This is a genomic window from Parasporobacterium paucivorans DSM 15970, assembly GCF_900141895.1.
In the GTDB taxonomy this organism is placed as follows: Bacteria; Bacillota; Clostridia; order Lachnospirales; family Lachnospiraceae; genus Parasporobacterium; species Parasporobacterium paucivorans.
Genome location: NZ_FQYT01000015.1, coordinates 45,626 through 72,060, shown reverse-complemented (window position 1 = coordinate 72,060; position 26,435 = coordinate 45,626). Strand labels below are relative to the sequence as shown.

The following is a 26,435-nucleotide window of genomic DNA, read 5'->3' as shown; positions in this document are numbered from 1 at the left end:
AAGTTCTTCGAAGGAACCTTCTCCTGAAAGATAAGATTGAACTACTGTGTTTTTGAATTCTAAACTATAGTTTTTGTTTCGACCAGTTCTATTAAAGGCCGTTTCTCCAAATGCCTTATAATTGTTTATCCATGCTGACAAAGACTTATGGTTAACATCATATTTCTTGGCTATAGATTCTTGACTTCCTTTTCCGGTAAGATACTCGATTACTGCTTGTAGCTTGTCCTGTGGCGATACATTTCTAGGTATAAAAAACACTCCCTCCTAAATAAACAAGTTTTTATTATTTCACTTGTCTACCTAGAAGGGAGCATATCAGTCAGCAGAACGGGATTTTTTATTTCGGACCTATCGGTGCAGGCCTTGTTTTAACTCATCTGAAAATTTTCTGGTTTCGGCAGCAATGATTCCGCTCAGGCCGATCAGGGCAATCAGGTTGGGAATAGCCATCAGACCGTTTACTATGTCCGCCAGGGTCCATATGAGGTCCAGTTTCAGGAATGCGCCCAGGGCAACAAGGATTATGAATATGATCCTGTAGGGAATGATTCCCTTGACGCCAAACAGATACTCCGTGCACCTTTCGCCATAGTAATTCCATCCAAGGATGGTGGTAAAGGCGAAGAAGATAAGACCGATGGTGACGATGTATGGACCGACTCCTGCCAGACCGGTACCAAAAGCAGAATTGGTCATATCCGTGCCGGCATTGTTTCCGCTCCACGCCCCGGTCATAACAAGAATGATGCCAGTCATCGTACAGACGATAATTGTGTCAAAAAAGGTACCCGTCATGGAAATAAGTCCCTGTTTTGCGCAGGAATTGGTTCTTGCCGCTGCGCTGGCGATAGGAGCACTTCCCAGACCGGATTCATTGGAGAATACACCCCTTGCAATTCCGCTTTTCATGGCAAGCATAACAGTGGATCCGAGGAAACCTCCGGCGGCCGCTGTCGGGGAAAAAGCACTTTTGATAATGAGTCCTATGGTTCCAGGAAGAGCGCCGATATTCAAAAATACAATCAGCAAAGAACCGGCAACATACAGGATGACCATAGCCGGAACTATGATTTCTGCGGTTTTTGAGATGCTTTTAATGCCTCCGAGCGTTACCAGGGCCACCAGGACGGTGATGACAATGGCGGTGATAACTATCGGAATGTTAAAAGTACCTTTTACAGACCGGGTGATGGCGTTAACCTGCGGGAAGGTTCCGATACCAAAGAAGGCCACACAGATTCCGAAGATGGAAAACAGCTTTGCCAGCCATTTGTTTCCCAGACCTCTCTCTATATAGTACATGGGACCGCCAGACATCTGTCCGTTTTTATCCACTACCCGGTATTTCACAGACAGCAGACATTCGCCATATTTGGTTGCCATACCAAAAAACGCGGCAATCCACATCCAGAAGAGGGCTCCGGGTCCGCCCAGCTTTATGGCTGTCGCAACGCCAACGATGTTTCCGGTACCGATAGTAGCCGCTAATGCCGTGCAGAGCGCGGCAAAACTGGAAACATCTCCCTGGGCGTGTGACTCTTTGTCTCTTGAAAAAACATATTTTAATGCGAGGGGAAGCCTGAAAACCTGAAGGACACCCAAGCGGATGGTAAGGTAGATTCCAGTTCCTACGAGAAGAATCAGCAGGGGAGGACCCCATACTTGGGAATCAACAGATTCGAAAATTTTTGTAATATCTGACATAGTATGCCATACCTCCAAAAGTGTTAAAATATAAACAACCGGAGTAGTATACCACCGATTTCTTCAAAAAGCAAGATTCCGTATAGCCATTCAGGCAACCGGCGCATTCAGGATTACAGTAGTCTTAAAGACACTGTTTTCCGCTGTAAAAGAGAAGATTCCTTCATATTTATGGGCAATCGAGGCAATACTGCGGGTTCCGAGCCCATGATTTTTCTGGTCGGAGACAGGAAAGCCGTCCTCAAACCGGACGGCACCGGCATAGGTATTGGTTATCTGTATATATATCTGTTCAAAGTGCTCCTTACATATGATTCTTATATACCTGCTTTCAACATTTTGTATTGCATCACAGGCTTTGATCGCATTATCCATGGAATTTGTCAGGACCACTCCTATTTCAACGGAATCAATCGGAATATCTTCGGGTACTGCAGCCACGCAATGTACAGTGATTCCGAATTTACGTGCTCTTGATATACAGGTTGACAGTATAATATTGATCATATAATTTTCGCAGTATTGTTCGATGACGGTTTCTGTGAGATCTTCATTGAGTCTGTTCAGGTATGATTTTGCCTCCGGAATTCTGCCGTCTGAAATCAAAGAGTGGAGAATGGAGATATGGTGGCGCATATCATGCCGGCAAATCTGCAGGGCTTGATATTTGTCAATTACGGCTGCGAATTCCTTCTTCTGCATATCTGTCTGCAGAAGAAGGATGTCCCTGTCATGCCTGTATTGCAGAAGCTCGTAAATGTTTTCAATGTTGCGGTAAATAATTATATAAAAATCAAACATCAGCACGAATAACAGAAAAATGACGGGTATGCTTTCCGGCCGGTTAATAAAGGAATCTGGGTAATATATGACGGTATACAATATGGCGGACAAGAGCAGGGGGAACGAACAAAAAATCCACCAGTTATTATCCACGGCATCCAGAATCCGAAAGTAGGGCTTTCGTAAAAAAAGAGTCATTGCCGCCAGTATCAGTATCACAGTGCATATTTCGATAATAATGGAAAAAGGGCTTCCCAGCAGGCTATAAGCCAGGAGGCTTATGTAGCTTGTCAGCATGGAAAAATTACATACAGTCAGGAAAGTGAACAGCACCCTGGAAAAAATCGGCTCAGAAACACAGAGAAAGAAGAAAAAAGTCGGCAGGGAGACGATTATCGGATAAATAAGGTCTATGAATCCAATGCCTTTAAACTGGCAGATTATGGAATTGAATACCCAGACAGCCAGCATGAATCCGGTTGCAGCAAGGATTGTCCGCCGATATCCGAATCTTGGACGGATCAGAAAAAGCATTAAGGAAAATGAAAATATCAGTCTGTACAGAAGGTAAAAAAAATCCATAGGCAGCAAATTATCCTTTCCCAAAAAAATAATCAATGAAGTTCTGTTTTACATCTGCATATGCCTGTCTGGAAATGGGAATCAACACCTTGTTTGTAAGTACGAACCCTTTTGCGGATATGCTTACCACCGTTTCCATATTGACCACAAAAGACTTATGACATTTGACAAATCGGCCGTCCTTGCTGAGAATGGCGGCAAATTCGTTCATCGTCCCATAACAGGAGCAGGTTTCCCCGTTGCTCAGGTGAAGAAATATGGTGTGTTTCGCACTTTCGATATATAAAATCGAGTGAAAAAAAACCCGTCTGAGCTGTCCCGAATCCCGGATAATTATATGGGCGTTTTTATTATCCTGCAGGGAGGAGAAAAACCGGTGGAGCTGCAATTCCAGTTCCTGATCAGGAAATGGTTTAAGGATGTAATAAAAGGCATCAACTTTGTAAGAACTTATGGCAAAATCTTCAGAAGAAGTGAGAAAGATTATCTTGCAGCCCGTATCCTGTTTTCGGATTTCGGCTGCCAGTTCAATTCCATTCATGCCAGGAAGAATTATGTCTAATATCAGCAAGTCATAAGAACCATTCTGGGCGATGTCCCGGAGCAGTTCTTCGGCAAGATTGAAGGCCTTTAATGTAATGTCTGTGTGAGGAATCGAGCTTTCTATATAGCTTTCAACAACCTTCCGGACGTGCTGCAATTCAATGCAGTCGTCATCGCATAGAGCAATCTTCATATCGGGGTCCTCTTTGTTCTATCTGATTTATTTTAATGTACATAGTTTATCACGAAAAGTCAGGAAAGCAACGATATAAAAGCATATATTGTACCAAAGCGCATAATATTGTATAATATTCATAAGATAATGAAAGGAAGACCGCGATGTTTTGAATATTTTTCTGAGAAAATCCAAATGTGAAATGCGAGGCAAAGACTCAATACGGATGAAAGGTTGAAATTTGAATGGAAATTATTATTATTGGATGTGGAAAAGTGGGAGCGGCCCTGGCGCAGGAGCTGGTAGAAGAGGGACATACAATTACCATTGTAGACACAAATAAAAAGGTATTGGATGTTGTATCCCTGAATCTGGATGTACTGGGGATAGCAGGCAATGGCGCCAGTTACAGCGTCCTTCTGGAAGCAGGGGTGGATAAGGCAGACATTCTGATTGCTGTTACGGACTCGGATGAAATGAATCTGCTCTGCTGTCTTTTTGCAAAAAAAGTCAGGGATTTAAAAACTATTGCCAGAGTACGCAATCCAATTTATACAAATGAAGTAGAGTTTCTGAAGACAGAACTGGAGCTGTCCATGATTATCAATCCGGAAAAAACGGCTGCATATGAGATTGCCAGTATTCTCCGGTTCCCATCGGCCATCCAGGTAGAAAATTTTGCCAAAGGGCTTGTTGAACTTTTAAGCGTGGAGATTCCGGAAGGCTCCATTCTCAATGATATGCCGATCATGGAAATATCTACCAGACTAAGCTGCGATGTCCTGGTATGCGTACTGGAAAGAGACGAAAAGGTGATTATCCCTTCCGGAGACATTGTGCTGAAGACTGGAGACAAGATTTCTGTTGTGGCAGAACCCACTAAAGCCAGTGAATTCTTCAGGAAGTCAGGAATCGTCACTAACCGGGTGAAAAATGCCATGATAGTCGGAGGAGGAAAAATAAGCCATTATCTGGCGGTAGACCTCATCAAAAGAGGAATTGATGTAAAAATCATTGAGAAGAATCTTGAAATTTGTGAGAAACTCAGCATGGAAATGCCGAAAGCGACTATCATCCATGCGGATGGCACAGACCAGGAGGTTCTGAAAGAGGAAGGACTTCTTTATGTGGAAGCTTTTCTTCCGCTGACCGATATGGATGAACAGAATGTTATCCTTGCCTTGGTGGCCAAGAGTATTTCCAAGGCAAAGGTTATTACGAAAATCAATAAGATTCCTATGGATACGATTATGGGGAAATTAAAGCTGGGGAGTGTCGTTCACCCGAAATTCATTACAGCAGATTATATACTGCAGTACGTGCGTGCCCTTCAGAACTCCCAGGGGAGCAGCGTGGAAACGTTGTACAAGATAGCGGATAATAAGGCGGAGGCTCTTGCTTTTAAAGTGAAAGAAAACTGCAGGATTATCAATCAAAAAATAGAAACACTGCAGCTGATCGATAATCTTCTTGTCACCTGCATCATCCGGGACGGCCGAACAATCATACCGAGGGGAAAAGATGTCATACTCCCTGGAGATACTGTAATCGTGGTTACAACGAATGTAGGACTCTACGAAATCAGCGACATACTAAAAAAATAATGGAGAAGATAAATGAATTTTTCGATTATTCGATACATACTGGGGAACATCCTATATTTTGAGGCGGCATTTCTGGTTCTGCCCTGCATAACAGCCCTGATCTACAGAGAAGAACAGGGGTTTGCATATCTTGTTGTACTGGCAGGCTGTCTGGTGGCAGCCTTTATAATTACACGATTTAAACCTAAGCGGCGGGATTTTTATACAAAAGAAGGCTTTGCAACAGTTTCACTCACATGGATCCTTATCAGCATTGTTGGAGCGATTCCCTTCGTCATTACGGGGGAGATTTCTTTTGCCGTGGATGCCCTCTTTGAAATTGTTTCTGGATTTACGACTACTGGGTCCAGCATCCTTACGAATGTGGAAGCACTTTCTCATACATCACTTATATGGAGAAGCTTTTCACACTGGATAGGCGGTATGGGGATTCTGGTGTTTGTCCTTACAATCCTGCCAATGGTGGGAGGACACAATATGTACATGATTCGGGCAGAAAGCCCCGGACCGAGCGTGGAGAAGCTGGTACCCAAAATCCGGAAATCTGCATCTCTGTTGTACATCATTTACATCGTTCTGACGTTGGCACAGATAATCCTGCTCCTTGCGGGGCGGATGCCAGCCTTCGATGCAATCTGCACGACATTTGGAACGGCTGGAACCGGAGGATTCGGTATCAAGAATAACAGCATGGCAGGTTATTCTGATTATGTCCAGATCGTGACCACGGTATTTATGATACTGTTTGGCGTGAATTTCAGCGTTTATTTTCTTTTTGTGATGAAGCGGTTTAAACAGGGTCTGAAATCAGAAGAAGTCAGAACCTACCTGTTGATTATCGCTGTATCTATAGCACTGATTACCGCAAATGTCAGAGAGAGCTTTCCGAGCCTGCATGAAGCGGTTCAACATGTTGCATTTTCTGTGGCTTCCGTTATAACGACAACCGGTTTTGCAACGGCGGACTTTAATGCCTGGCCTACTTTTTCGAAGGGGATACTCGTAACAATTATGTTCATCGGAGCCTGTGCCGGTAGTACAGGCGGAGGACTGAAAGTTTCCCGGATTATATTGCTGATCAAGGGCATAAAGAAAGAAATGCAGCTGTTTCTTCATCCCAGGAGCGTTAAAGTCATTAAATTTGAAGGAAAACCCATACAAGGGGAAATGATACGTGCAACCTGTATATATTTTGTTGCTTATGTATTCTTGTTTGCGATATCCGTCCTACTTGTGAGCTTTGATGGCTTCTCGACAGAAACTTCCTTTACTGCGGTGGTGGCAACCATGAATAATATAGGTCCTGGAATGGATATGGTCGGACCGACAGGGAATTTCAGTGAATTCAGCGCTGCGTCCAAGATTGTCATGACATTTGACATGCTTGCAGGAAGACTGGAGCTTTTTCCGATACTGTTGTTGTTTGTTCCGTCGACGTGGAAACGATCCTAGACGGCTGATTTGGAGGAGGTTTTAGATGGAATATATTGTATTTAAGGATGTCTGTAAATATTATAAAATGGGGGCGCACAAAATCACCGCAGCTGACCATATTTCTTTTTCTGTAAACAAGGGGGATTTCTGCGTGGTTGTGGGGCCAAGCGGCGCCGGCAAGACAACCCTTCTTAATATTCTTGGAGGGATAGACACCTGTGATGAAGGGGAAATCTATCTCGACGGGAGACTGGTCAGCAATTTGAACAAAAGACAGCTGACGGACTACAGGCGCTATGATGTAGGGTTTGTATTTCAGTTCTATAATCTGGTCCAGAACCTCACGGCGCTGGAAAATGTGGAGCTGGCTTCTGAAATATGCCGGGATCCTTTAGATGCTATGGAAACCTTGAAGTCTGTGGGATTGGAAGAAAGAAGCGACAATTTCCCGGCTCAGCTTTCAGGGGGAGAGCAGCAGAGAGTGGCCATAGCCAGGGCGCTGGCTAAGAATCCCAAAATCCTCCTTTGCGATGAGCCGACGGGAGCACTGGATTATGATACGGGAAAGCACATTCTGAAGCTTTTGCAGGATACATGCCGAAACACCGGAAAAACAGTAATCGTGATAACCCACAACACCGAGATTACCAGAATGGCTGACCGCGTAGTGCACGTACGGAATGGACAAATCAGCGCAATGGAACTGAACGAAAATCCTGTATCTGTTGAAGAAATCGAGTGGTAATTAATTATGAAGAAAACTTATTTTAAACTGATGCTTCGGAGCGTCAAAAAAACATATTCCCGTTTTCTTTCTATTCTGGGCATTGTTGCAATCGGGGTGGGTTTTCTATCGGGGCTGCTTGCAACAACTCCAGATATGCTTCTGACTGCAGACCGATATTATGATGCAAATAATCTCTATGATCTGGATATAAAGGGGACCCTTGGTCTTACGGAGGCTGATGTTCAGGCTGTTGAGGGAGCAGAAGGCGTGGACACGGTCATGCCGGCCTTTGTCACGGACCTGAATATGGAAGGAACGGATGGCGGCACCTACGTAAGCAGATTGTACGGGGTCCCTCTGGACGAAATGGGTTCGGATGCGTTCCTCAATGGAGTTGAACTTGTATCTGGCAGGATGCCTGAAAATAATACAGAGTGTGTCGTGATCTTACCGATGGGCTATTCAGGAGATGCAGCAATAGGAGAAACCTATACCATTTCAAAGGATAATAAGGATTATGAAAAAAGGGGAGACACGTATAATGTAGAAGTATTCACAGTGGTTGGAGTAGTCCGGTCTCCCCAGTACATGTCCCTGGAAGGCGAACCGAGCAAAGTGGGATCGGGTCAGATCAGCCGTGTACTCTATACCTTCGGTGACGCATACAGCCTGGAAGCATATACAGACATTTTTCTGACCTGTAAAGGGGCAAAAGCAGCGGATACCTTTGGTGACGAGTATAAGCGCATTCTGGATTCCGTGGCAGGAACCATAAAAGATCTGGGGATAGGTCAATCGGAAATCCGTTATACGGAAGTGGTCAGCAAAGCTCAGGCAGAACTCGATGACGGCTGGAACAAATATAACGAAGCGAAGGCGGAAGCGGAAACCAAGCTGGCAGATGCCCGGAAAAAACTGGATGACGGCTATGCAAGCCTGGATGCCGCAAAAAAAGAATTGGATTCCCGTGAAGCTTCCCTGACGGCGGGAGAAGCGGATCTGGAAGCGGCGAAGATGAATCTGGAAACTTCCATCGCGGCACAACGTGCAGAGCTGGAGGCGGCAAGACCGGTTATCGGGGAAGACCAGTATGCGGCTGGAATGGCCCAGCTGGATCAGTCACAGTCGGACGCCCTTGCACAGATTGCTGTGCAGGAGACAGCTCTGGCAGATGGAAGGACAGCCATCGCCGATGCCAGGGCACAGATTGCTGCAAATGAGGCAGATCTTATTTCCGGGGAAAAAGAATATACAGATGCCAAAGCGGAGTCGGAAGCTAAGCTGGCTTCAGCCTTGGCGGATCTGGAACAGGGACAGAAGGATATCGAAGCTATCGAACATCCCAAATGGTACGTGATAGACCGAACGGATACACTCAGTCATGCCGGATTTAAAGCCAATGTAGACAAAATTGGGGCCGTGGGCAAAGTGTTTCCTGTGTTTTTCTTCTTGGTTGCAGCCCTTGTCGCACTGACGACGATGACCAGGATGGTGGATGAAGAGAGAGTGCAGAACGGCACCCTCAAAGCCCTGGGATATTCTAATGGCAGTATCATGCTGTATTATCTGGGGTACAGCATTCTTGCCAGCCTGATCGGGGGGGTCATCGGTGTCACGATAGGATTTTCTCTGCTTCCGAAGGTTATTTCCAACGCATATGCAATGATGTACGATCTGTCGGAAACCGTAACAGTATTCTGGTGGAATTATGCCCTGACTGTGGTGCCGATTGCCATTCTCTGCACGGTGGCGGCAACGCTCGCAGCCGGTATTGAGCAGACGTCCCACAAGCCTTCTGTTCTCATGCTGCCCAAGGTGCCAAAGCCAGGCAAGAGGATATTGCTGGAAAGAATCAGGCCTCTCTGGAGGCACATGAGCTTTACGAAGAAAGTAACGGCAAGAAACATTTTTCGGTATAAGAAACGTCTCTATATGACAGTAATCGGAATTGCAGGATGCGCAGCTCTTCTCGTTACAGGATTTGGACTCAGGGATTCTATCGGAGCCATAGTTGAAAAACAATTCGGTGATATTTACCGATACAATATGTCCCTGTACCTGGAGGGGGGAGGGGCATACGAGACGGATGAAATAATCAAGAGCTTCCTTCAGGATAAGAATACGGTAGAAAACTATGCTCTGGTTCATTCTGAAACAGGAGAGGCGTCCACGTCCTCAGGGACGCAGGATATTACGCTCTATGTACCAAAGGATACGGTGGAATTAAAGAAGCAGATAAATATACGGGAGAGGAAGACCGGGGCAGATATTCCGTTTGAGGACGACAGTGTAATCTTGACTGAAAAACTCTGTGAGAAACTAAATCTTTCCATAGGAGATATATTTACGCTTACAAATGCGGATGGGGAGAGCAGGGATTTTAAGGTCAGCGGCGTAGCAGAAAATTACGTCACTAATTTTGTGTTCATAAGTACCTCCAATTATGAGGAAACCTTTGGGGTAAAAGCGGATTACAATGTTATACTGGCTGGAATAAAGGATGAAAGCCAGCAGAGCCGGGATAAGATTTCAGAACGCATTCTGGGGAGCGACAACGTGCTTCTGGTTCAGTTTTCCCAGTCCATAAAGGAGAGCTTTGAGAACTCCATCAAGAGCATTGATTATATAGTCATAGTTCTTATTGTTGCGGCAGCGGCCCTGGCGGTCATCGTGGTGTATAATCTCACGAACATCAACATCTGCGAGAGGAAGAAGGAACTGGCCACCATAAAGGTTCTGGGCTTCAGGGATAAGGAAGTGGCGGCCTATATCTACAGGGAAACATCCATATTATGTCTGATTGGTATTGCGGCAGGGTTCTTTGTAGGCAAGCTTCTGCACATTTTTGTTATCCGGACGGCTGAGGTGGAGGGCGTAATGTTCGGGCGGAGCGTCCATTTTACCAGCTATCTTTTTGCCGCGCTTATAACGATCGGGTTCACCATACTGGTAGATATATTCATGCTGAGGAGCCTTAAGTCCATCGATATGGTTGAGTCAATGAAAGCAAACGAATAACTTGACATTGATTAAATGGAATGTATAATAAGAAGGGTGTCAAAACCATTTGCATATAAATTTATTCGGGTGAAATAATGAAAATCTTAAAACAACTGCTGATTATATTTGCGGTATGCCTGTGCGGAGAGCTGATTTCGGAAGTGCTCCCGGTAGTTATTCCCGCAAGTGTAATCAGTATGGTTTTGTTGTTGGCCTTATTGTCGGGTAAAATAATCAGGACGGAACAAATCAGGGAAACAGCAGACTTTTTACTAGCGAATCTGTCGCTTTTTTTTGTGCCGCTAATCGTGGATATAGTGGACAACCTTTATCTGATAAAGGGAATTGTATTCCCTATTTTCTTCATATGTATCTTTACGACGTTCCTGACCTTTGCCGTGACGGCCTTTACGGTTGCTGGAATGATAAGATTCTTGGACAGGAGGTCAGGCAAAAAAAATGCATGATATATTTTTAAACTTCATTTCCAATCCAATGTTTGGCATCTGTCTGACGGTTATTGCGTACTGGTTAGGCAATATTATCAGCAGCAGGATAAAAAATGCCATTTTCAATCCAGTAATAATCTCATTGTTGATTATTATCCCCGTTCTCAGAATCTTTAATATAAAGACGGAATATTATCAGAATGGGGGAGAAATCATCAAGATGTTCCTGCTTCCGGCTACGGCGGCCCTTGGTTACGCAGTATACAAGCAGATGGATTTATTGAAAAAATATCTAATTCCGGTTTTAGCGGGATGCTTGACCGGTTCCCTTACTGCCCTTGCATCCGTGTTTGCATTGGCTCACCTCTTTGGACTGAACGGGACTATCACAGCCTCTGTACTGCCAAAGTCTGTAACGGCTCCCATAGCGGTGGATATCAGCAGAGGACTTGGCGGCGTGCCTTCCATTACCTTTATATGCGTTGCGATTTCAGGTATGACCGGAGCGATATTCGCGCCTTTATTTGTTAAAATGCTGCACATCAGAAATAAGGTGGCGGTCGGTGTGGCAATAGGGACCTGCAGCCATGCGTTCGGGACCTCGCGGGCTCTTGAAATCGGAGAGACGGAGGGAGCAATGAGCGGGCTTGCAATAGGCATTGCCGGGGTCATGACCTCAATTCTGGTGCTCTTATTTTAATTTATCTAGAAATTTACATTCACAGGGGTTATAATGAAAGCAGACTAATCCTGATGCAGAATTTCTGCAAGAAGGATTTTTTAGACACTCAAAAAACAGATATTATTTTGATTTAAATAGAGGAAATTATGATTAAGAACAGAATAGACAGATTGAGAAGTTTAATGGCGGAAAGAAATATAGACACTTATATCATTCCGACAGCAGATTTTCATGAAAGTGAGTATGTATGTGCTTACTTTCAGGCTCGTAAATATATGTGTGGTTTCACGGGATCAGCCGGAGTGTTGGTGATTACCCGCACAGAAGGGTGTCTATTCACGGATGGCAGATATTTCATCCAGGCAGAAAGACAGCTCCAGGACACGAGCGTAGATTTGTACAGATCCGGAGAAAAGGGCGTTCCATCTCTGGTAAATCTGGTTGTTGATAAAACCCCGGAAAATGGCTGTGTTGCTTTTGACGGCCGGGTTATCAATGCAAAACTTGGACAAGAAATAGAGGAAAAAACTGCTCATAAGAGTATCAGAATACGGTTCGAAGAGGATTTGATAGATCTGATCTGGGAAAAACGCCCGCCCATTCATTTCTCTCCAATATGGCATCTAGAAGAAAAATACACCGGAAAATCCGTCGAAGAGAAACTGAAAGAACTGCGCTCGAAAATGCAGGAGCATGGTGCGGATGTCCATGTTCTCACTTCCCTTAACGATATTGCCTGGCTCTATAATATGAGGGCTGATGATGTTCCTAATAATCCGGTTGCCATGGCGTATACGGTGGTATATGCGGATAAGGCAGCCGTGTTTCTTCATAGTGGGAGCCTTGAAAAGGAGATGGAACAAGTTCTTGCAGAGGCGGGTGTTGCCATCTTTGAATATGAAGATTTCTATACATATATTTCTGAGCATAGGTCAGAATTTGAAAAGGTGCTTATAGATCCTGGAAATATCAATTATGTGACGTGGAAAATTTTAGAGACAGATACAGAACCTGTTCTGCATAGCAATCCGACCATCCATATGAAGAGTATCAAGAACCAGACGGAAATAAAAAATATAACTGCAGCACATATAAAAGACGGCGCTGCAGTGACAAAATTCATGTACTGGCTGAAAAGCAACATTGGAAGGATGAAAATTACGGAAATGTCGGCAACGGAGGAACTCTTGCGCTTAAGGTCCGGGGTGGAGGGCTTTATTGACCTGAGCTTTGATACGATTGCTGCCTACAAGGATCACGCTCCTATGATGCATTATTCGGCCACGCCGGAGACGGATGCGGAGCTAATGGAAGAAGAGATGTTCCTGGTAGATTCCGGCGGTCATTATTATGAAGGGACAACGGACATTACAAGAACTTTCGTGCTGGGAGATATCACGGAGGAAATGAAGCTGCATTATACGACAGTTGTCAAATCGATGCTACGTCTTTCAAAAGCCACCTTTTTATACGGATGCACCGGCTTGACTCTGGATGTTTTGGCCAGGGAGCCAGTTTGGAACCTCTATCTGGACTACAAGTGTGGCACAGGACATGGAGTTGGATATCTGTTAAGCGTACACGAAGGACCGAATCAGTTCCGGTGGAAATCTGCCGCTGGAAATGGGGCCGGATGTGTATTTGAACCCGGAATGATTACTACGAATGAACCGGGAATATATATAGAAGGAAGCCATGGAATTCGGATTGAAAATGAGATTCTGTGCATCGAAAAATTTGATGACGGGCAGGATAAATATCTTGGGTTCACACCGTTAACATTTGTCCCAATCGATCTGGATGGTGTGGATGTCCGGTATTTGGATGTTTCTGACATAGCCGCATTAAATGAATATCATAAAGCTGTCTACGAAACCATATCCCCGTATCTAAATGCGGAGGAAAAGAAGTGGCTTGCGTATTACACGAGACCGTTGTAAACCATTAAACAGTCAGGAGACAAATATAATGAAGCATTTATTATTTATATATAATCCAAATGCTGGGAAGGGCCTGGTAAAGAATAATCTGTCTGATATTGTGGATATATTTGTCAAAGAGGGGTATTTTGTGAGTATTTATCCCACGCAGGGAAGGCTGGATGCGAAAAAGCATGTGATGCGCTACGGGGAAAATTACAAACTGATCGTATGCTGCGGAGGAGATGGTACTCTGAATGAAGTGGTTTCCGGAGTTATGACGCTTCAGAGGAAACCCGGGATTGGATTTATTCCTGCCGGCTCTACCAACGATTTTGCCCAGAGCCTGGCGCTTCCGAAAAACATGCTCAAGGCAGCCAGAGTGGCAGTTACAGGGTCGGTGTTTCCAGTTGACGTGGGAGAGTTTGACAAGAAACCCTTCATATATATTGCAGCCTTTGGAGCGTTTACGGAAGTTTCCTATACGACGTCTCAGGACAAGAAGAATCTTTTTGGACACTCTGCATATATAATGGAAGGAATAAAAAGCCTGCCATCCCTGAAGGCCCATCATATGGTGCTGCGATATAGGGATACAGTCATTGAAGATGACTTTGTATATGGCATGATTACAAATACACTGTCTGTCGGAGGGTTCAAGGGTCTGACTGGACAGCGGGTGAGTCTTGATGACGGAATGTTCGAGTGTCTGTTCATCAAAGAACCTAGAAATGCCATGGAATGGCAGCAGATTATCAGCGCCCTCCTGGGAGTAAATGATAAAAACGACCGAATTATAAGTTTTAAAGCAAGCAAAATATTTGTTAAATCGAAAGAACGCCTGCCCTGGGTATTAGACGGAGAATACGGCGGTACCACGAACAAAGTCATAATAAGAAACCATAGAAGAGCCGTAGAAATAATAGCCAACTGGGAAAAGATGTTTTCATGATAGATGGAGAGGGAAAAGATTTTGAGTAAAGAAAAATTTTTAGCGAATTTATTGCAATTGGTGGAAGTAGGCAAGAAGAACAAAAATGAATTGGAGATAGAGCAGATACAGGATTTTTTCAAGGATGCTGAGCTTTCCGTGGATCAGATGGAGATGGTTTATCAGTATCTTGAAGATCATAAAGTGAAGGTTTTGAAGATTTCGGAAGATGTGCTGGCTAAACACGCTGATTCGGAGCCGGACCTGGAAGTGGAAATCGATTTGGATTTAGATTTTCTGGAGCCGGAGGATGAGGATCTTGCTGTAGAGGAAAGCATAGACTTGGATGCAGTCGATCTTCTGGATGCGGTCGGTACGGATGATCCGGTAAGGATGTATCTTAAGGAAATCGGTACAGTCCCTCTGCTTACACCGGATGAAGAATACAAGCTTGCAAAACGGAAAGCGGAGGGTGATGCAAGAGCCAAAGAAATTCTCATTGAATCCAATCTTCGTCTTGTTGTCAGCATAGCCAAAAGATACACGGGAAGAGGCATGAGTTTCCTGGATTTGGTGCAGGAGGGAAATCTTGGCTTGATCAAGGGTGTCGAAAAGTTTAATTATGAAAGAGGCTACAAATTAAGTACATATGCGACCTGGTGGATCAGGCAGTCAGTCACTAGGGCCCTGGCGGATCAGGCAAGGACTATAAGGGTGCCAGTGCATATGGTGGAAACTATCAACAGAATGGTAAAGGCACAGAGAAACCTGACACTGGAACTTGGCTATGAACCCTCTACAGCGGAAATAGCAGAAAGGCTGAATGTCACGGAAGAGAAAGTGCTCGAAATCATGCAGATAGCAAGGGAACCCGCCTCCCTGGAAACACCGATCGGAGAGGAAGATGATTCCAACCTGGGTGATTTTGTGGCGGATGTTCATACGCTCTCTCCGGAAGCCAGTGTGGAATCTATCATGCTCAGAGAGCATATTGACACTATGCTTTTAGATCTGAAGGAACGTGAGCGACAGGTAATCATCCTGCGTTTTGGCCTGGAAGACGGACATCCGAGAACTCTCGAAGAAGTTGGAAAAGAGTTTAGCGTTACCCGGGAGAGGATTCGTCAGATAGAAGCGAAAGCATTGCGCAAATTACGAAATCCAGTACGAAGCAAAAAAATAAAGGGATTTTTATAAGAGTCAAAGGAGCAGGTTGGAAATGGATGAAAGCATAAAAGTTCAAGGGAAAAACCCGTTAGGTTATGAACCTCTGGGGAAACTGCTGATGAAATTCGCGATTCCCTCAGTTATTGCAATGATCGTCAACTCCATTTACAATATTGCGGATCAGATATTCTTACAAAGAGGAGTGGGCTCACTTGGGAATGCGGCGACAACGGTCGCGTTCCCCATGGTGATGTTCACTCTTGCCATGTCCCTGCTTATCGGAAATGGAGGAATTGCCCTGGCATCCATTAAACTGGGAGAAAAAAACAAAGACGGGGCGGAGAGGATCATGGGGAATGTTTTTATTCTTCTGATTATCATTTCAATAGTAATCTGTGTCCTGGGCCTCATCTTTCTGGACCCTCTGCTAAGGCTTTTAGGGGCATCGGACAATGTATTTCCTTATGCAGAAAGCTACCTTCGGATTATCCTGCTGGGGACTCCGTTTATGGCCATCGGAACCGGGATGAGCGGATTTATCCGGGCGGACGGGAGTCCCCTGTACAGCATGATGTGTCTGGTGAGCGGATGCGTAATAAATATTATCCTGGCTCCGATTTTTATAAGCGTTTTGGGATGGGGCGCGGCGGGGGCTGCCTTGGCCACAATCTTCTCCCAATTCATTACGGCTGCGGTAAATGTCTGGTATCTGCTCTTTTTAGGGAAAATCAAGCTCGTTTTTTCAAATTTCAAGCTATCCTGGAGGCTTGTCAGGACCTTCTGCGCTCTGGGTTTATCCAGCTTTATTACGCAGTTTGCCAATTCCATTGTACTGATAGTCACGAACAACTCCCTTAATCATTATGGGAGTCTGTCAAGCGTAGGAGGGGATACAGCCCTGACCGCTATGGGAATCGTCCTGAAGACAAACGGCCTTCTGATAAGCATCTGTATTGGGATTGCGGTAGGCGCCCAGCCGATTCTGGGATATAATACTGGTGCCGGGAATATAAAGAGGGTGAGGAAAGCTTTTTTGATGGCGTTGGTTGCCTCTTCGTCCGTGTCGTTCCTTGGGTGGATCCTGATCATGTTCTTTCCGAAGGCTATTTTGTCGATTTATGGCAGCAATGATCCAGCCATGTTCGAATTTGCGTCAAGAATCATGAAAATATTCCTGGGTCTCGTATTTGCGGCTGGTCTGCTCGTCGTATCCTCCCAGTATTTTCAGGCAGTGGGAAGGGCAAGAGAGGCATTTGTCATTTCCATGACGAGACAGGTGTTTGCATTGTTGCCGCTTCTGATCATTCTGCCCCTGTTCCTTGGACTGGAAGGGATTTTATGGGCCGGCTTTTTTGCGGATTTTCTTTCCTTTGTTGTTGTTGGAAGCATAGTATTCAGAGAAATACGCAGACTGAATCGTAACATAAAAAATTAATCTGACTATTTACAATGTCGGCGGATTATAGTATATTGACAAGAACTCAATATTTTCGAAAGGATGATTAGGATGGGTAGGAATGAATTATTAGAAACAGCTCATGTACAGGGACTTTATGATCCCGCATTCGAACATGACAACTGTGGAATTGGTGCAGTAGTTAATATTAAAGGTATAAAGTCTCACAAGACGGTTGAGGATGCATTGAAGATCGTTGAAAATTTAGAACATAGAGCAGGAAAAGATGCCGAAGGTAAGACCGGGGACGGAGTTGGAATTTTGTTACAAATTTCACATAAATTCTTCCAAAAGACGGTTTCAGCTTCCGGCATCTTTTTGGATACTGCAAGGGATTATGGTATCGGAATGTTTTTTTTCCCGCAGGATGAGCTTAAGCGGAATCAGGCGAAGAAAATGTTTGAAATCGTTGTACGAAAAGAAGGCATGGAATTCCTCGGATGGAGGGATGTGCCTGTAAATACCAAAGAGGCGGGCAGCCGCGCTCAGGAATGTATGCCATACATCATGCAAGGCTTTGTCAAACGTCCAGAGGGAGTTCCTCAGGGGCTGGAATTTGACAGGAAACTTTATGTGGCACGCCGCGTTTTTGAGCAAAGTATAGGTGATACGTATGTCGTATCACTTTCCAGCAGAACGATTGTCTACAAAGGCATGCTGCTGGTAAATCAGTTGCGTACGTTCTATCTGGATCTGATGGATGAAGAATATGAATCGGCAATAGCCATGGTCCATTCCAGATTCAGCACAAATACTTTTCCAAGCTGGCAGCGTGCCCATCCTAACCGCCTGTTAGTCCATAATGGTGAAATCAACACGATCAAAGGCAATGCAGATAACATGCTTGCTCGTGAAGAAAGCATGAAGTCCGAATATCTGGAAGAAGATATGGACAAAATTCTTCCAGTGGTCAACAGAGCCGGGTCGGATTCCGCCATGCTGGACAACACACTTGAATTTCTGATGATGAGCGGAATGGAACTTCCCCAGGCAGTTATGATAACCATTCCACAGCCGTGGGATAATGACAAGACACTGGATCAGAAAAAACGTGATTTCTATCAGTATTACTCGACGATGATGGAACCATGGGACGGTCCGGCCTCCATACTTTTCTCAGATGGTGACATCATGGGTGCTGTTTTGGATCGTAACGGGCTCCGTCCGTCCAGATATTATATTACGGATGACGATAATTTGATTCTTTCTTCTGAGGTTGGTGTCCTGGATATTGATCCAGCCAAAATCATCCTTAAGGAAAGGCTGAGGCCGGGAAGGATGCTTCTGGTGGATACCCTGGAGGGTCGCCTGATTGACAATGAAGAAATCAAAGACAGATATGCAGGAAGAAAACCTTATGGAGAGTGGTTGGATAGCAACCTTGTGCATCTTCATGAATTGAAAATACCAAACAAAAAAGTTGTGGAGTTTTCACCAGGAGATCTTAAAAAACTGCAGAAAAGCTTCGGATACTCATACGAAGATGTAAAATATACAATTATGCCAATGGCATCATGTGGCTCTGAGGCAACCGCGTCCATGGGAACAGATTCTCCCCTGGCAATCCTTTCTGATCAGCATCATCCGCTTTTTGATTACTTCAAGCAGCTTTTTGCCCAGGTAACCAATCCGCCTATAGACTCCATTCGTGAGGAGATTGTTACGTCCACCGCTGTGTACATTGGCAAGGATGGAAACATTCTGAAGGATGTTGCGGAAAATTGCCGTCTGCTTAAGGTGAATAATCCAATACTGACAAGCATTGACCTGCTGAAGATTAAAACCGCCAAGGTGCTTGGGATAAAGGCCTGCGTGGTTCCAATGATATACTACCGGGGTACAAAGCTGGAAGATGCCATCGGCCAGCTGTACGTGGCTGCAGATAAAGCCTATATGGACGGATGCAATATTATCATCCTTTCGGACAGGGGCGTGGACGAAAACCATCTGGCCATTCCATCCCTTCTGGCGGTGTCGGCCCTGAACCGTTACCTCGTAAATACAAAGAAGAGGACTTCCCTGGGGATTGTCCTGGAAAGCGGAGAACCGCTTGCAGTCCACCATTTTGCAACCCTTCTGGGATATGGTGCTTCAGCAATCAATCCATATCTTGTGTATGAGTCAATCCGGGAATTGATTGAAGATAATCTTCTGGATAAAGATCTGAATGCAGCTATAGACGATTATAATGATGCTGTGCTGCATGGCATTGTTAAGATTGCTGCGAAAATGGGTATTTCCACTATTCAGTCATATCGTGGTTCACAGATATTTGAGGCTGTTGGAATAAGTTCTGAATTAATAGCGAAATATTTTACCAATACAGTAAGCCGTATTGGCGGAATAACCATGGAAGATATCGAAAAAGAAGTGGAAAGAATGCATTCAAAGGCATTTGATCTGCTGGGATTAGATACCGACCTGACCCTGGACAGTGTGGGAAGCCACAGATACAGGTCTGGAAAAGAAGAGCATCTTTACAATCCAAGAACTATCCACCTTCTCCAGGATGCTGTGAGGACGGGAAATTACAGGAAGTTTAAGGAATATTCTTCTATATTGAATGATGAAATGCACGCGATGAATCTGAGAGGCTGCATGGAATTTAATTATCCGTCGGAGGGAATCTCCATTGACGAAGTCGAAAGCGTCGCCTCCATTGTGAAGCGATTTAAGACTGGTGCCATGAGTTACGGATCTATTTCGGAAGAAGCTCACGAAGCTCTGGCCATTGCCATGAACAGACTTCATGGAAAGAGCAACAGCGGCGAGGGCGGAGAAAGCCAGGACCGTCTGAAAACTCGGGGTAATGAAACGGACAGATGCTCGGCCATTAAACAGGTGGCATCCGGAAGGTTTGGTGTTACTTCAGAATACCTGGTCAGTGCCAATGAAATCCAGATTAAACTGGCCCAGGGCGCGAAACCGGGAGAGGGTGGTCATCTTCCGGGAACCAAGGTTTATCCATGGATTGCAAAGACCAGACATTCTACACCGGGCGTGAGCCTAATATCACCACCACCGCATCACGACATTTATTCTATAGAGGATTTGGCACAGCTGATTTATGATGTGAAAAATGCCAACAGAGCAGCCAGAATATCTGTAAAACTTGTGTCGGAAGCAGGAGTTGGTACTATCGCTGCAGGTGTTGCCAAAGCTGGCGCACAGGTAATCCTGATTTCAGGATACGAAGGCGGAACAGGTGCAGCTCCTGGAAGCTCCATCTATAATGCGGGACTTCCATGGGAGCTTGGTCTTGCTGAGACACATCAGACTCTTATTGCCAATGGACTTAGAAATAAGGTTGTATTAGAGACGGACGGAAAGTTAATGAGCGGCCGTGATGTACTTGCGGCAGCCCTGCTGGGAGCAGAAGAATTTGGTTTTGCAACAGCACCGTTGGTTGCCTTAGGATGTGTCATGATGAGAGTATGTAATCTGGATACATGTCCGGTCGGTGTTGCAACCCAAAATCCGGAGCTTCGCAAGAGGTTTGCCGGAAAGCCGGAATATGTAGTGAATTTCATGGAGTTTATTGCACAGGAACTCAGAGAATATATGGCAAAGCTTGGCATACGCACAATAGATGAAATGATTGGAAGAACAGATTTACTTGCTTTTTCCGATAAGAGAAACTGCAGGGCCGATAGACTGGACTTATCTGCCATAATAGACTGTGACCTCAGTGATAAGAAAATCCACTATGATCAGAAGAATATCTATGACTTTGAATTGGAAAAGACAATTGATGAAAAAATCCTTCTGAATACATGGGGAGAAGCATTAGAAAAAGGCGAAAAGTCCTCCATGGATATTGAAGTTACCAACACGGACAGAACCCTTGGAGCTATTTTCGGATCGGAAATCACCAAACGGTATGGGTCTTCCCTGCCGGAGGATACATTCACAGTACGTTGCAAGGGAAGCGGCGGCCAGAGTTTTGGAGCCTTTATACCAAGGGGTCTGACCCTCACGCTGGAAGGCGACAGCAACGACTATTTTGGAAAAGGTCTCTCAGGTGGAAAGCTTGCGGTTTATCCTCCGAAAAATGTAACATTTAAGCAGGATGAGAACATTATTATCGGTAATGTAGCCCTTTATGGCGCCACCAGCGGCAAAGCGTTTATCAATGGTGTGGCCGGCGAGCGCTTCTGTGTCCGTAACTCAGGTGCTTATGCCGTAGTAGAAGGCGTTGGCGATCACGGATGTGAGTATATGACTGGTGGAAGGGTTGTTGTACTGGGGCAGATTGGTAAGAACTTTGCGGCAGGTATGAGCGGTGGAATCGTCTATGCGCTGGATGCCAACAGGGACTTGTATATGAAGCTTAACAAAGAGCTGGTATCTTCTTCCGGGCTGGAATCAAAAAATGATATCGCGGAACTGCGCGAAATGATAGAGGAACATGTAGAGGCTACAAATTCCGTCAGAGGAAGGGAAATCCTGGAGAATTTTGATCAGTGTCTTCCATTCTTCAAGAAAATCATACCTCATGATTATGAAAGAATGCTTGTAACAACCGCCAGGATGAAAGAAAAAGGTTTAAGCGACGAAGAGGCAAATATTGAAGCATTCTATGCAGTGACCAGAGGATAGGAGGAAAACGGAATGGGAAAACCAACAGGATTTTTAGATTATAAAAGAGAAGACAATGAAGCAGTAGCACCCCTTGAAAGAATAAAAAATTATAACGAATTCCACGCTCCGCTCTCGCCAAAGGAAAGAAAAATCCAGGGAGCCAGGTGTATGGAATGCGGAGTCCCTTTTTGCCAGTCAGGGATTATGTTCGGAGGGGCTGTATCCGGATGTCCGGTAAACAATCTGATACCGGAATGGAATGATCTGGTATATAACGGAAACTGGAAACTGGCGTATGCACGCCTGAAAAAGACAAACAATTTTCCTGAATTTACGGGCAGGGTTTGCCCGGCTCCCTGTGAGTCGGCCTGCACCTGTGGAATAAATGACAAGCCTGTTACCATCAAACAGAATGAGCTGGCAATTATTGAAATGGCTTATCAAGAAGGTATTGCAGGTCCAAAGATTCCGGCCGTGAGGACAGGTAAGAAAGTCGCTGTTATCGGTTCCGGCCCTTCCGGATTGGCCGCAGCGGACCAGCTCAACCGCAGGGGACACGAAGTTACGGTTTTCGAAAGGGCAGACAGGGTCGGCGGACTTTTGATGTACGGTATCCCGAACATGAAGCTGGAAAAGCAGATCATTGAGCGTAAAACAGAAGTCATGAAGCAGGAGGGAGTCCGTTTTGTTACGAATGCCGATATTGGCAGAAACATGGAGGCCGATGACATCCTGAAGGAATATGACAGGGTAGTTCTGGCATGTGGAGCTTCAAATCCTCGTGATATACAGGTACCAGGAAGGGAATCCGGAGAAATCTATTTCGCCGTGGACTTCCTGAAATCAACCACAAAGAGCTTGTTGGATAACGGGCTTGAAGCGGGAACCTTTATAACAGCAAAAGACAAAAAGGTTATGGTAATTGGCGGCGGCGATACAGGAAATGACTGTGTCGGCACATCCATCCGTCATGGAGCGGCCTCCGTCATCCAGTTGGAAATGATGCCACAGCCTCCTGCAGAGAGGGCACAGGACAACACGTGGCCTGAGTGGCCAAGAGTTTGCAAGACGGATTACGGCCAGGAAGAAGCTATAGCGGTTTTTGGGGATGACCCAAGGGTCTATCAGACCACGGTCAAGAAATTTATTCCAGATGAAAAAGGAAATGTGGCTAAAGCCGTACTTGTAAAGCTGGCAGCCGAAAAGGATGAAACTACCGGAAGAATGTGCCTGAACCCAATAGAGGGCAGTGAATATACGGTCGAGGTTGACCTGGTGCTTATAGCGGCCGGATTTTTAGGAACCGAGTCCTATGTTGCTCAGGCCTTTGGTGTGGAAATGAATGAACGGACCAATGTGATGACTTCTGTCGGCTCATATAGGACAAAGCAGGAAAAAGTTTTTGCTGCTGGAGACATGCACAGGGGACAATCCCTTGTTGTTTGGGCAATCTGTGAGGGAAGAGAAGCAGCGAAAGCCGTGGATCTTGATTTGATGGGGTACACAAATCTACCCTAATAAAAGATGAAGAAGGTATCAGATGCTGCCAGAGGAATTTTCGGATAACAAGATAACAAAGTCAAACAAAAAAAAAGAACTTTTAAGCTTTATCAGGATGATAGTTATTGCCTTCCTGATTGCCCTGTTCATAAATAACTTTATTTTAATCAATGCTACCGTGCCTTCCGGTTCTATGGAGAAAACCATAATGACCGGAAGCCGCATGATCGGCCTGAGGCTGACCTATATGTTTGGACAGCCGGAGCGCGGAGACATCGTTATATTCCAGTATCCGGATGATGAAAGCCAGAATTTTGTAAAAAGGGTAATTGGACTGCCCGGAGAAACCGTGGAAATACGGGATGGGCTTGTATATATCGACGGAAGCGAGGTTCCACTGAATGAGCCATATCTTAAAGAAACACCGATTGGAAGTTATGGACCTTACGAGGTCCCGAAAGATTGTTATTTCATGATGGGAGATAATCGGAATGATTCCCTGGATTCCCGTTTTTGGAAAAACAAGTATGTATCAGATGACAGAATACTGGGGAAGGCCCTTCTGGTCTATTGGCCAAAGCCTTCCGTACTTCATTAACAAAGATATTCCCAGTAGTCTACCTGGTGAAGAATTTGAAAGCCGTTTGTCGTGTAAAGACGATAAGCGGCTTTGTTGCTTCCGGACAGGTGCAGGATTATATTATCCCTGCCGGAAGCCAGCAACTCTTCTAAGACAAGAAGCAGAGTTTCCCTGCCGTATCCCATGCCCCTCAGGGCCGGATGAATCTCGAAGCTGTAAATGGTTGAACTGCCCAGACTGTCGTCAATGAAGCACTCTCCAATATAGCGGCCATCCAGAAAAGTACGGTATCCAGTGACACCATCCTCCGTGAAAGGCTCAAGGTTCAGGAAATGACCGGGAACGGGGAGCTGTGAAGAGTCATATTTAAGGATATAGTCAGAATTATGGAAGGAAGCACCAATCGAAATCAGGGCCATTACACCTATCCTGCTTTCCGGACAATTCACAAACATGACAGTCGGGATATCAAAAATATCCAGCTGCTCTTTCACCATTCTAAAAAGAGTTTTGAAACAGCCTTTACCGCGGTAATCTGGCCGCGTGTATGCGTAAACTTCACATTCAAAGGGGTCAGGAATAAATACGGAAATAAAGCCGGCCAGTTGTGAACCATCATATATCAGAAAAAAACATGGAAAATCCGGAAATTCATTCATATCGGATTCCAGAAAAACAGGGGTTTCCATGTTGTCTTCTGATTTGCAGAGATTGATTAGATTGTTGATTTCGTCCAGTTGTTTCGGAGTCAGCGTGCCGGTTACGACAGTATCCATTGAGGCATTTCCTTTCGTTGAGAAATCTGTTGAGAATTCATTTTATCAGAGATTGTATTAAATTACCATAAAAAACGTGACGATTTGAAATAAAAATACCAGTATGGCAGCGCAGGATACTGGAAATATGTTTGCGGTTGTAGTAAAATTAAGGACATGTAGTTAAGGAGTGATGGCGTGGAAAATTTAATATTCAGTTTGAATGCAACAATCCCGGTTTTTCTTGTGATAATGATTGGTTACATTCTAAAAAAGATAAAAATGTTTAACGAAAACTTTTTGAATATCATGAACAAATTCAACTTCAAGCTCACCTTGCCAGCCTTGCTGTTTTCAGGCTTATACATGGTGCCAATCCGGGAAGCATTTGACATACGGTATGTCCTGTACTGTATGCTTGCGACCAGCATTGCGTTCTGGGGTTTGTGGGGGATTTCAAAACTGCTTGTGAAAGACAAATCCATAATTGGCGAATTCGTCCAGGTGTCCTTCCGGGGAAGTGCGGCTATTCTGGGAATTGCTCTGATACAGAACCTTTACGGGGATGCGGGGATGGCTCCCCTCATGATCATTGGCGCGGTACCTTTATTCAATTTATATTCCGTAATTGTTCTGACCTTTGAGTCGGGTGAAAAACAGCAGAATACCATCAAAAATGCATGTATCAGTGTTTGCAGGAATCCCATAATCATAGCTATTTTGGCAGGACTGCTGGTGTCTCTGCTGGGTTTGGATTTTCCACAGATGCTGGACACAACCATCGACAGCATTGCCAGAATAGCCTCGCCCCTTGCGCTCCTGGGGATTGGAGCTGGATTTGAAGGCAAAAAAGCGATAGCAAAGATGAAACCCACAGCGGTAGCATCCCTGGTCAAGCTTCTTATTCTTCCAGCACTGCTGCTGCCTGTAGCGGTCTGGATGGGATTCAGATATGATAAACTGATAGCGGTTCTGATCATGCTGGGCGCGCCGTCCACACCAAGCTGCTATATAATGGCCCGGAATATGGGACATGATGGTGTACTGACATCCAGCGTAGTGGTTGCCACAACGCTTTTATCTGCGTTTTCACTCACGCTGATTATATTTATACTGCGGTCATATAACCTATTATAATGAGAAAGGACGTAAAAAATGAAAATCAATTTTGATGACAGCGCAATGCTGGTAATCGACATCCAGGAAAAACTTCTTCCTGCAATGTACGCAATGGAAGAAATGTTTGAAAACAGTCTGACCTTAATCCGTGGGGCTGCCCAGTTGAAGCTTCCGACGATTATAACGCAGCAATACCCCAAAGGACTTGGATTTACTCAGAAGGAAGTCACGGATCTTCTTCCGGATTCAAAAATATTTGATAAGATGTCTTTTAGCTGCATGACGCCGGAAGTCGCCGGAGAACTGAAGGAAATGGGCAGAAAGAATATAATCATATGTGGAATTGAATCCCATGTATGTGTATTGCAGACCGTAATGGATCTGGTAAAGAACGGATATCAGCCGGTACTGGTGGCGGACTGCGTCTCCTCGCGGAAAAAGTCCGATCTGAAATTTGCCCTCCGCAGGGCTCAGGCAGAAGGCGCCATAATAACAACCTATGAATCTGTTCTCTTTGAGCTGATTGATAGCGCAAAGCATCCGGAATTCAAAGAAATATCAAAAATTATCAAATAAAATTTTTGGACAGATGCTTGACAAAAAAGGCACCTTATAGTATATTATCTAAGTGCTCAGCAAGAGCACTACGCACGAGTGGCTCAGTGGTAGAGCATCGCCTTGCCAAGGCGAGGGTCGCGAGTTCGAATCTCGTCTCGTGCTCTAAATAAAAGGTCCCAGCAT

At 44.9% G+C, this 26,435-nt stretch carries 20 protein-coding genes and 1 tRNA gene; 16 read left to right on the top strand and 5 right to left on the bottom strand.

What is annotated here, in order from left to right; all coding sequences use genetic code 11:
- The 4 genes from BUA79_RS07875 to BUA79_RS07860 form a co-directional block, all read right to left on the bottom strand.
- Positions 1-261 (bottom strand): transposase (locus tag BUA79_RS07875; RefSeq protein ID WP_143147893.1); only part of this gene is annotated, 261 nt, incomplete at its 3' end.
- Between the two features lie 90 nt (positions 262-351).
- Complete coding sequence (locus BUA79_RS07870) at positions 352-1,707, bottom strand: alanine/glycine:cation symporter family protein (RefSeq protein ID WP_073993886.1); 1,356 nt, start codon at positions 1,705-1,707, stop codon at positions 352-354.
- A gap of 90 nt (positions 1,708-1,797) precedes the next feature.
- Positions 1,798-3,072 carry a sensor histidine kinase gene (locus BUA79_RS07865; RefSeq protein WP_143147892.1) on the bottom strand — a complete coding sequence of 425 codons (1,275 nt, stop codon included), beginning with the start codon at positions 3,070-3,072 and terminating at the stop codon, positions 1,798-1,800.
- Between the two features lie 10 nt (positions 3,073-3,082).
- On the bottom strand, positions 3,083-3,808 hold the full coding sequence (locus BUA79_RS07860; protein ID WP_073993880.1) for a LytR/AlgR family response regulator transcription factor: 726 nt from the start codon (positions 3,806-3,808) through the stop codon (positions 3,083-3,085).
- A 227-nt stretch (positions 3,809-4,035) separates the two neighbouring features.
- On the opposite strand from BUA79_RS07860, the gene trkA reads away from it, so the two are divergent.
- From trkA to lepB, 13 genes are all read left to right on the top strand, one after another.
- Positions 4,036-5,394, top strand: coding sequence for a Trk system potassium transporter TrkA (gene trkA / locus BUA79_RS07855; RefSeq protein WP_073993878.1), 1,359 nt, complete (start codon positions 4,036-4,038; stop codon positions 5,392-5,394).
- Positions 5,395-5,406: 12 nt separating this feature from the next.
- On the top strand, positions 5,407-6,846 hold the full coding sequence (locus BUA79_RS07850; RefSeq protein ID WP_073993875.1) for a TrkH family potassium uptake protein: 1,440 nt from the start codon (positions 5,407-5,409) through the stop codon (positions 6,844-6,846).
- Positions 6,847-6,871: 25 nt separating this feature from the next.
- Positions 6,872-7,573 carry an ABC transporter ATP-binding protein gene (locus BUA79_RS07845; protein WP_073993872.1) on the top strand — a complete coding sequence of 234 codons (702 nt, stop codon included), beginning with the start codon at positions 6,872-6,874 and terminating at the stop codon, positions 7,571-7,573.
- 6 nt (positions 7,574-7,579) lie between these two features.
- Entirely contained in the window at positions 7,580-10,573 is a 2,994-nt protein-coding gene (locus BUA79_RS07840) for an FtsX-like permease family protein (protein WP_073993870.1), read from the top strand.
- Positions 10,574-10,650: 77 nt separating this feature from the next.
- A complete protein-coding gene (locus BUA79_RS07835) occupies positions 10,651-11,022 on the top strand; it encodes a CidA/LrgA family protein (RefSeq protein ID WP_073993868.1) in 372 nt (123 codons plus the stop codon).
- Positions 11,015-11,704 (top strand): LrgB family protein, encoded by a 690-nt coding sequence (locus BUA79_RS07830; RefSeq protein WP_073993865.1) that lies wholly within the window; start codon positions 11,015-11,017, stop codon positions 11,702-11,704. Before BUA79_RS07835 ends, BUA79_RS07830 begins: the two co-directional genes overlap by 8 nt.
- Positions 11,705-11,832: 128 nt before the next feature.
- Entirely contained in the window at positions 11,833-13,626 is a 1,794-nt protein-coding gene (locus BUA79_RS07825) for an aminopeptidase P family protein (RefSeq protein WP_073993862.1), read from the top strand.
- A 28-nt stretch (positions 13,627-13,654) separates the two neighbouring features.
- On the top strand, positions 13,655-14,557 hold the full coding sequence (locus tag BUA79_RS12255) for a diacylglycerol/lipid kinase family protein (protein WP_094757370.1): 903 nt from the start codon (positions 13,655-13,657) through the stop codon (positions 14,555-14,557).
- Positions 14,558-14,578: 21 nt separating this feature from the next.
- Positions 14,579-15,733: an RNA polymerase sigma factor RpoD gene (gene rpoD / locus BUA79_RS12250; RefSeq protein ID WP_178138561.1), complete on the top strand. Its 1,155-nt coding sequence runs from the start codon at positions 14,579-14,581 to the stop codon at positions 15,731-15,733.
- 22 nt (positions 15,734-15,755) lie between these two features.
- Positions 15,756-17,138, top strand: coding sequence for an MATE family efflux transporter (locus tag BUA79_RS07815; protein WP_073993859.1), 1,383 nt, complete (start codon positions 15,756-15,758; stop codon positions 17,136-17,138).
- Positions 17,139-17,201: 63 nt separating this feature from the next.
- Positions 17,202-21,758: a glutamate synthase large subunit gene (gene gltB, locus BUA79_RS07810; protein WP_408633835.1), complete on the top strand. Its 4,557-nt coding sequence runs from the start codon at positions 17,202-17,204 to the stop codon at positions 21,756-21,758.
- Between the two features lie 12 nt (positions 21,759-21,770).
- On the top strand, positions 21,771-23,258 hold the full coding sequence (locus BUA79_RS07805; RefSeq protein WP_073993856.1) for a glutamate synthase subunit beta: 1,488 nt from the start codon (positions 21,771-21,773) through the stop codon (positions 23,256-23,258).
- 22 nt (positions 23,259-23,280) lie between these two features.
- A complete protein-coding gene (gene lepB / locus BUA79_RS07800) occupies positions 23,281-23,838 on the top strand; it encodes a signal peptidase I (RefSeq protein WP_073993854.1) in 558 nt (185 codons plus the stop codon).
- On the opposite strand, the gene BUA79_RS07795 is transcribed toward lepB, so the two are convergent.
- A complete protein-coding gene (locus BUA79_RS07795) occupies positions 23,835-24,596 on the bottom strand; it encodes a GNAT family N-acetyltransferase (RefSeq protein ID WP_073993851.1) in 762 nt (253 codons plus the stop codon). The genes lepB and BUA79_RS07795 overlap by 4 nt on opposite strands.
- A 177-nt stretch (positions 24,597-24,773) precedes the next feature.
- Here BUA79_RS07795 and BUA79_RS07790 point away from each other — a divergent pair, with 177 nt between their 5' ends.
- The 3 genes from BUA79_RS07790 (at position 24,774) to BUA79_RS07780 (ending at position 26,414) form a co-directional block, all read left to right on the top strand.
- Positions 24,774-25,712, top strand: a complete 939-nt coding sequence (locus tag BUA79_RS07790) for an AEC family transporter (protein WP_073993849.1) — start codon at positions 24,774-24,776, stop codon at positions 25,710-25,712.
- An 18-nt stretch (positions 25,713-25,730) separates the two neighbouring features.
- Positions 25,731-26,270 carry a hydrolase gene (locus tag BUA79_RS07785; RefSeq protein WP_073993846.1) on the top strand — a complete coding sequence of 180 codons (540 nt, stop codon included), beginning with the start codon at positions 25,731-25,733 and terminating at the stop codon, positions 26,268-26,270.
- 72 nt (positions 26,271-26,342) lie between these two features.
- Positions 26,343-26,414 (top strand) — tRNA-Gly (locus tag BUA79_RS07780).
- The last annotated feature ends 21 nt before the right edge of the window (positions 26,415-26,435 follow it).

Coding starts and splice junctions, on each gene's coding strand:
- BUA79_RS07870 (WP_073993886.1), bottom strand. CDS start 1,707: ATGTCAGATATTACAAAAATTTTCGAATCTGTTGATTCCCAAGTATGG.
- BUA79_RS07865 (WP_143147892.1), bottom strand. CDS start 3,072: ATGGATTTTTTTTACCTTCTGTACAGACTGATATTTTCATTTTCCTTA.
- BUA79_RS07860 (WP_073993880.1), bottom strand. CDS start 3,808: ATGAAGATTGCTCTATGCGATGACGACTGCATTGAATTGCAGCACGTC.
- trkA (WP_073993878.1), top strand. CDS start 4,036: ATGGAAATTATTATTATTGGATGTGGAAAAGTGGGAGCGGCCCTGGCG.
- BUA79_RS07850 (WP_073993875.1), top strand. CDS start 5,407: ATGAATTTTTCGATTATTCGATACATACTGGGGAACATCCTATATTTT.
- BUA79_RS07845 (WP_073993872.1), top strand. CDS start 6,872: ATGGAATATATTGTATTTAAGGATGTCTGTAAATATTATAAAATGGGG.
- BUA79_RS07840 (WP_073993870.1), top strand. CDS start 7,580: ATGAAGAAAACTTATTTTAAACTGATGCTTCGGAGCGTCAAAAAAACA.
- BUA79_RS07835 (WP_073993868.1), top strand. CDS start 10,651: ATGAAAATCTTAAAACAACTGCTGATTATATTTGCGGTATGCCTGTGC.
- BUA79_RS07830 (WP_073993865.1), top strand. CDS start 11,015: ATGCATGATATATTTTTAAACTTCATTTCCAATCCAATGTTTGGCATC.
- BUA79_RS07825 (WP_073993862.1), top strand. CDS start 11,833: ATGATTAAGAACAGAATAGACAGATTGAGAAGTTTAATGGCGGAAAGA.
- BUA79_RS12255 (WP_094757370.1), top strand. CDS start 13,655: ATGAAGCATTTATTATTTATATATAATCCAAATGCTGGGAAGGGCCTG.
- BUA79_RS07815 (WP_073993859.1), top strand. CDS start 15,756: ATGGATGAAAGCATAAAAGTTCAAGGGAAAAACCCGTTAGGTTATGAA.
- gltB (WP_408633835.1), top strand. CDS start 17,202: ATGATTAGGATGGGTAGGAATGAATTATTAGAAACAGCTCATGTACAG.
- BUA79_RS07805 (WP_073993856.1), top strand. CDS start 21,771: ATGGGAAAACCAACAGGATTTTTAGATTATAAAAGAGAAGACAATGAA.
- lepB (WP_073993854.1), top strand. CDS start 23,281: ATGCTGCCAGAGGAATTTTCGGATAACAAGATAACAAAGTCAAACAAA.
- BUA79_RS07795 (WP_073993851.1), bottom strand. CDS start 24,596: ATGGATACTGTCGTAACCGGCACGCTGACTCCGAAACAACTGGACGAA.
- BUA79_RS07785 (WP_073993846.1), top strand. CDS start 25,731: ATGAAAATCAATTTTGATGACAGCGCAATGCTGGTAATCGACATCCAG.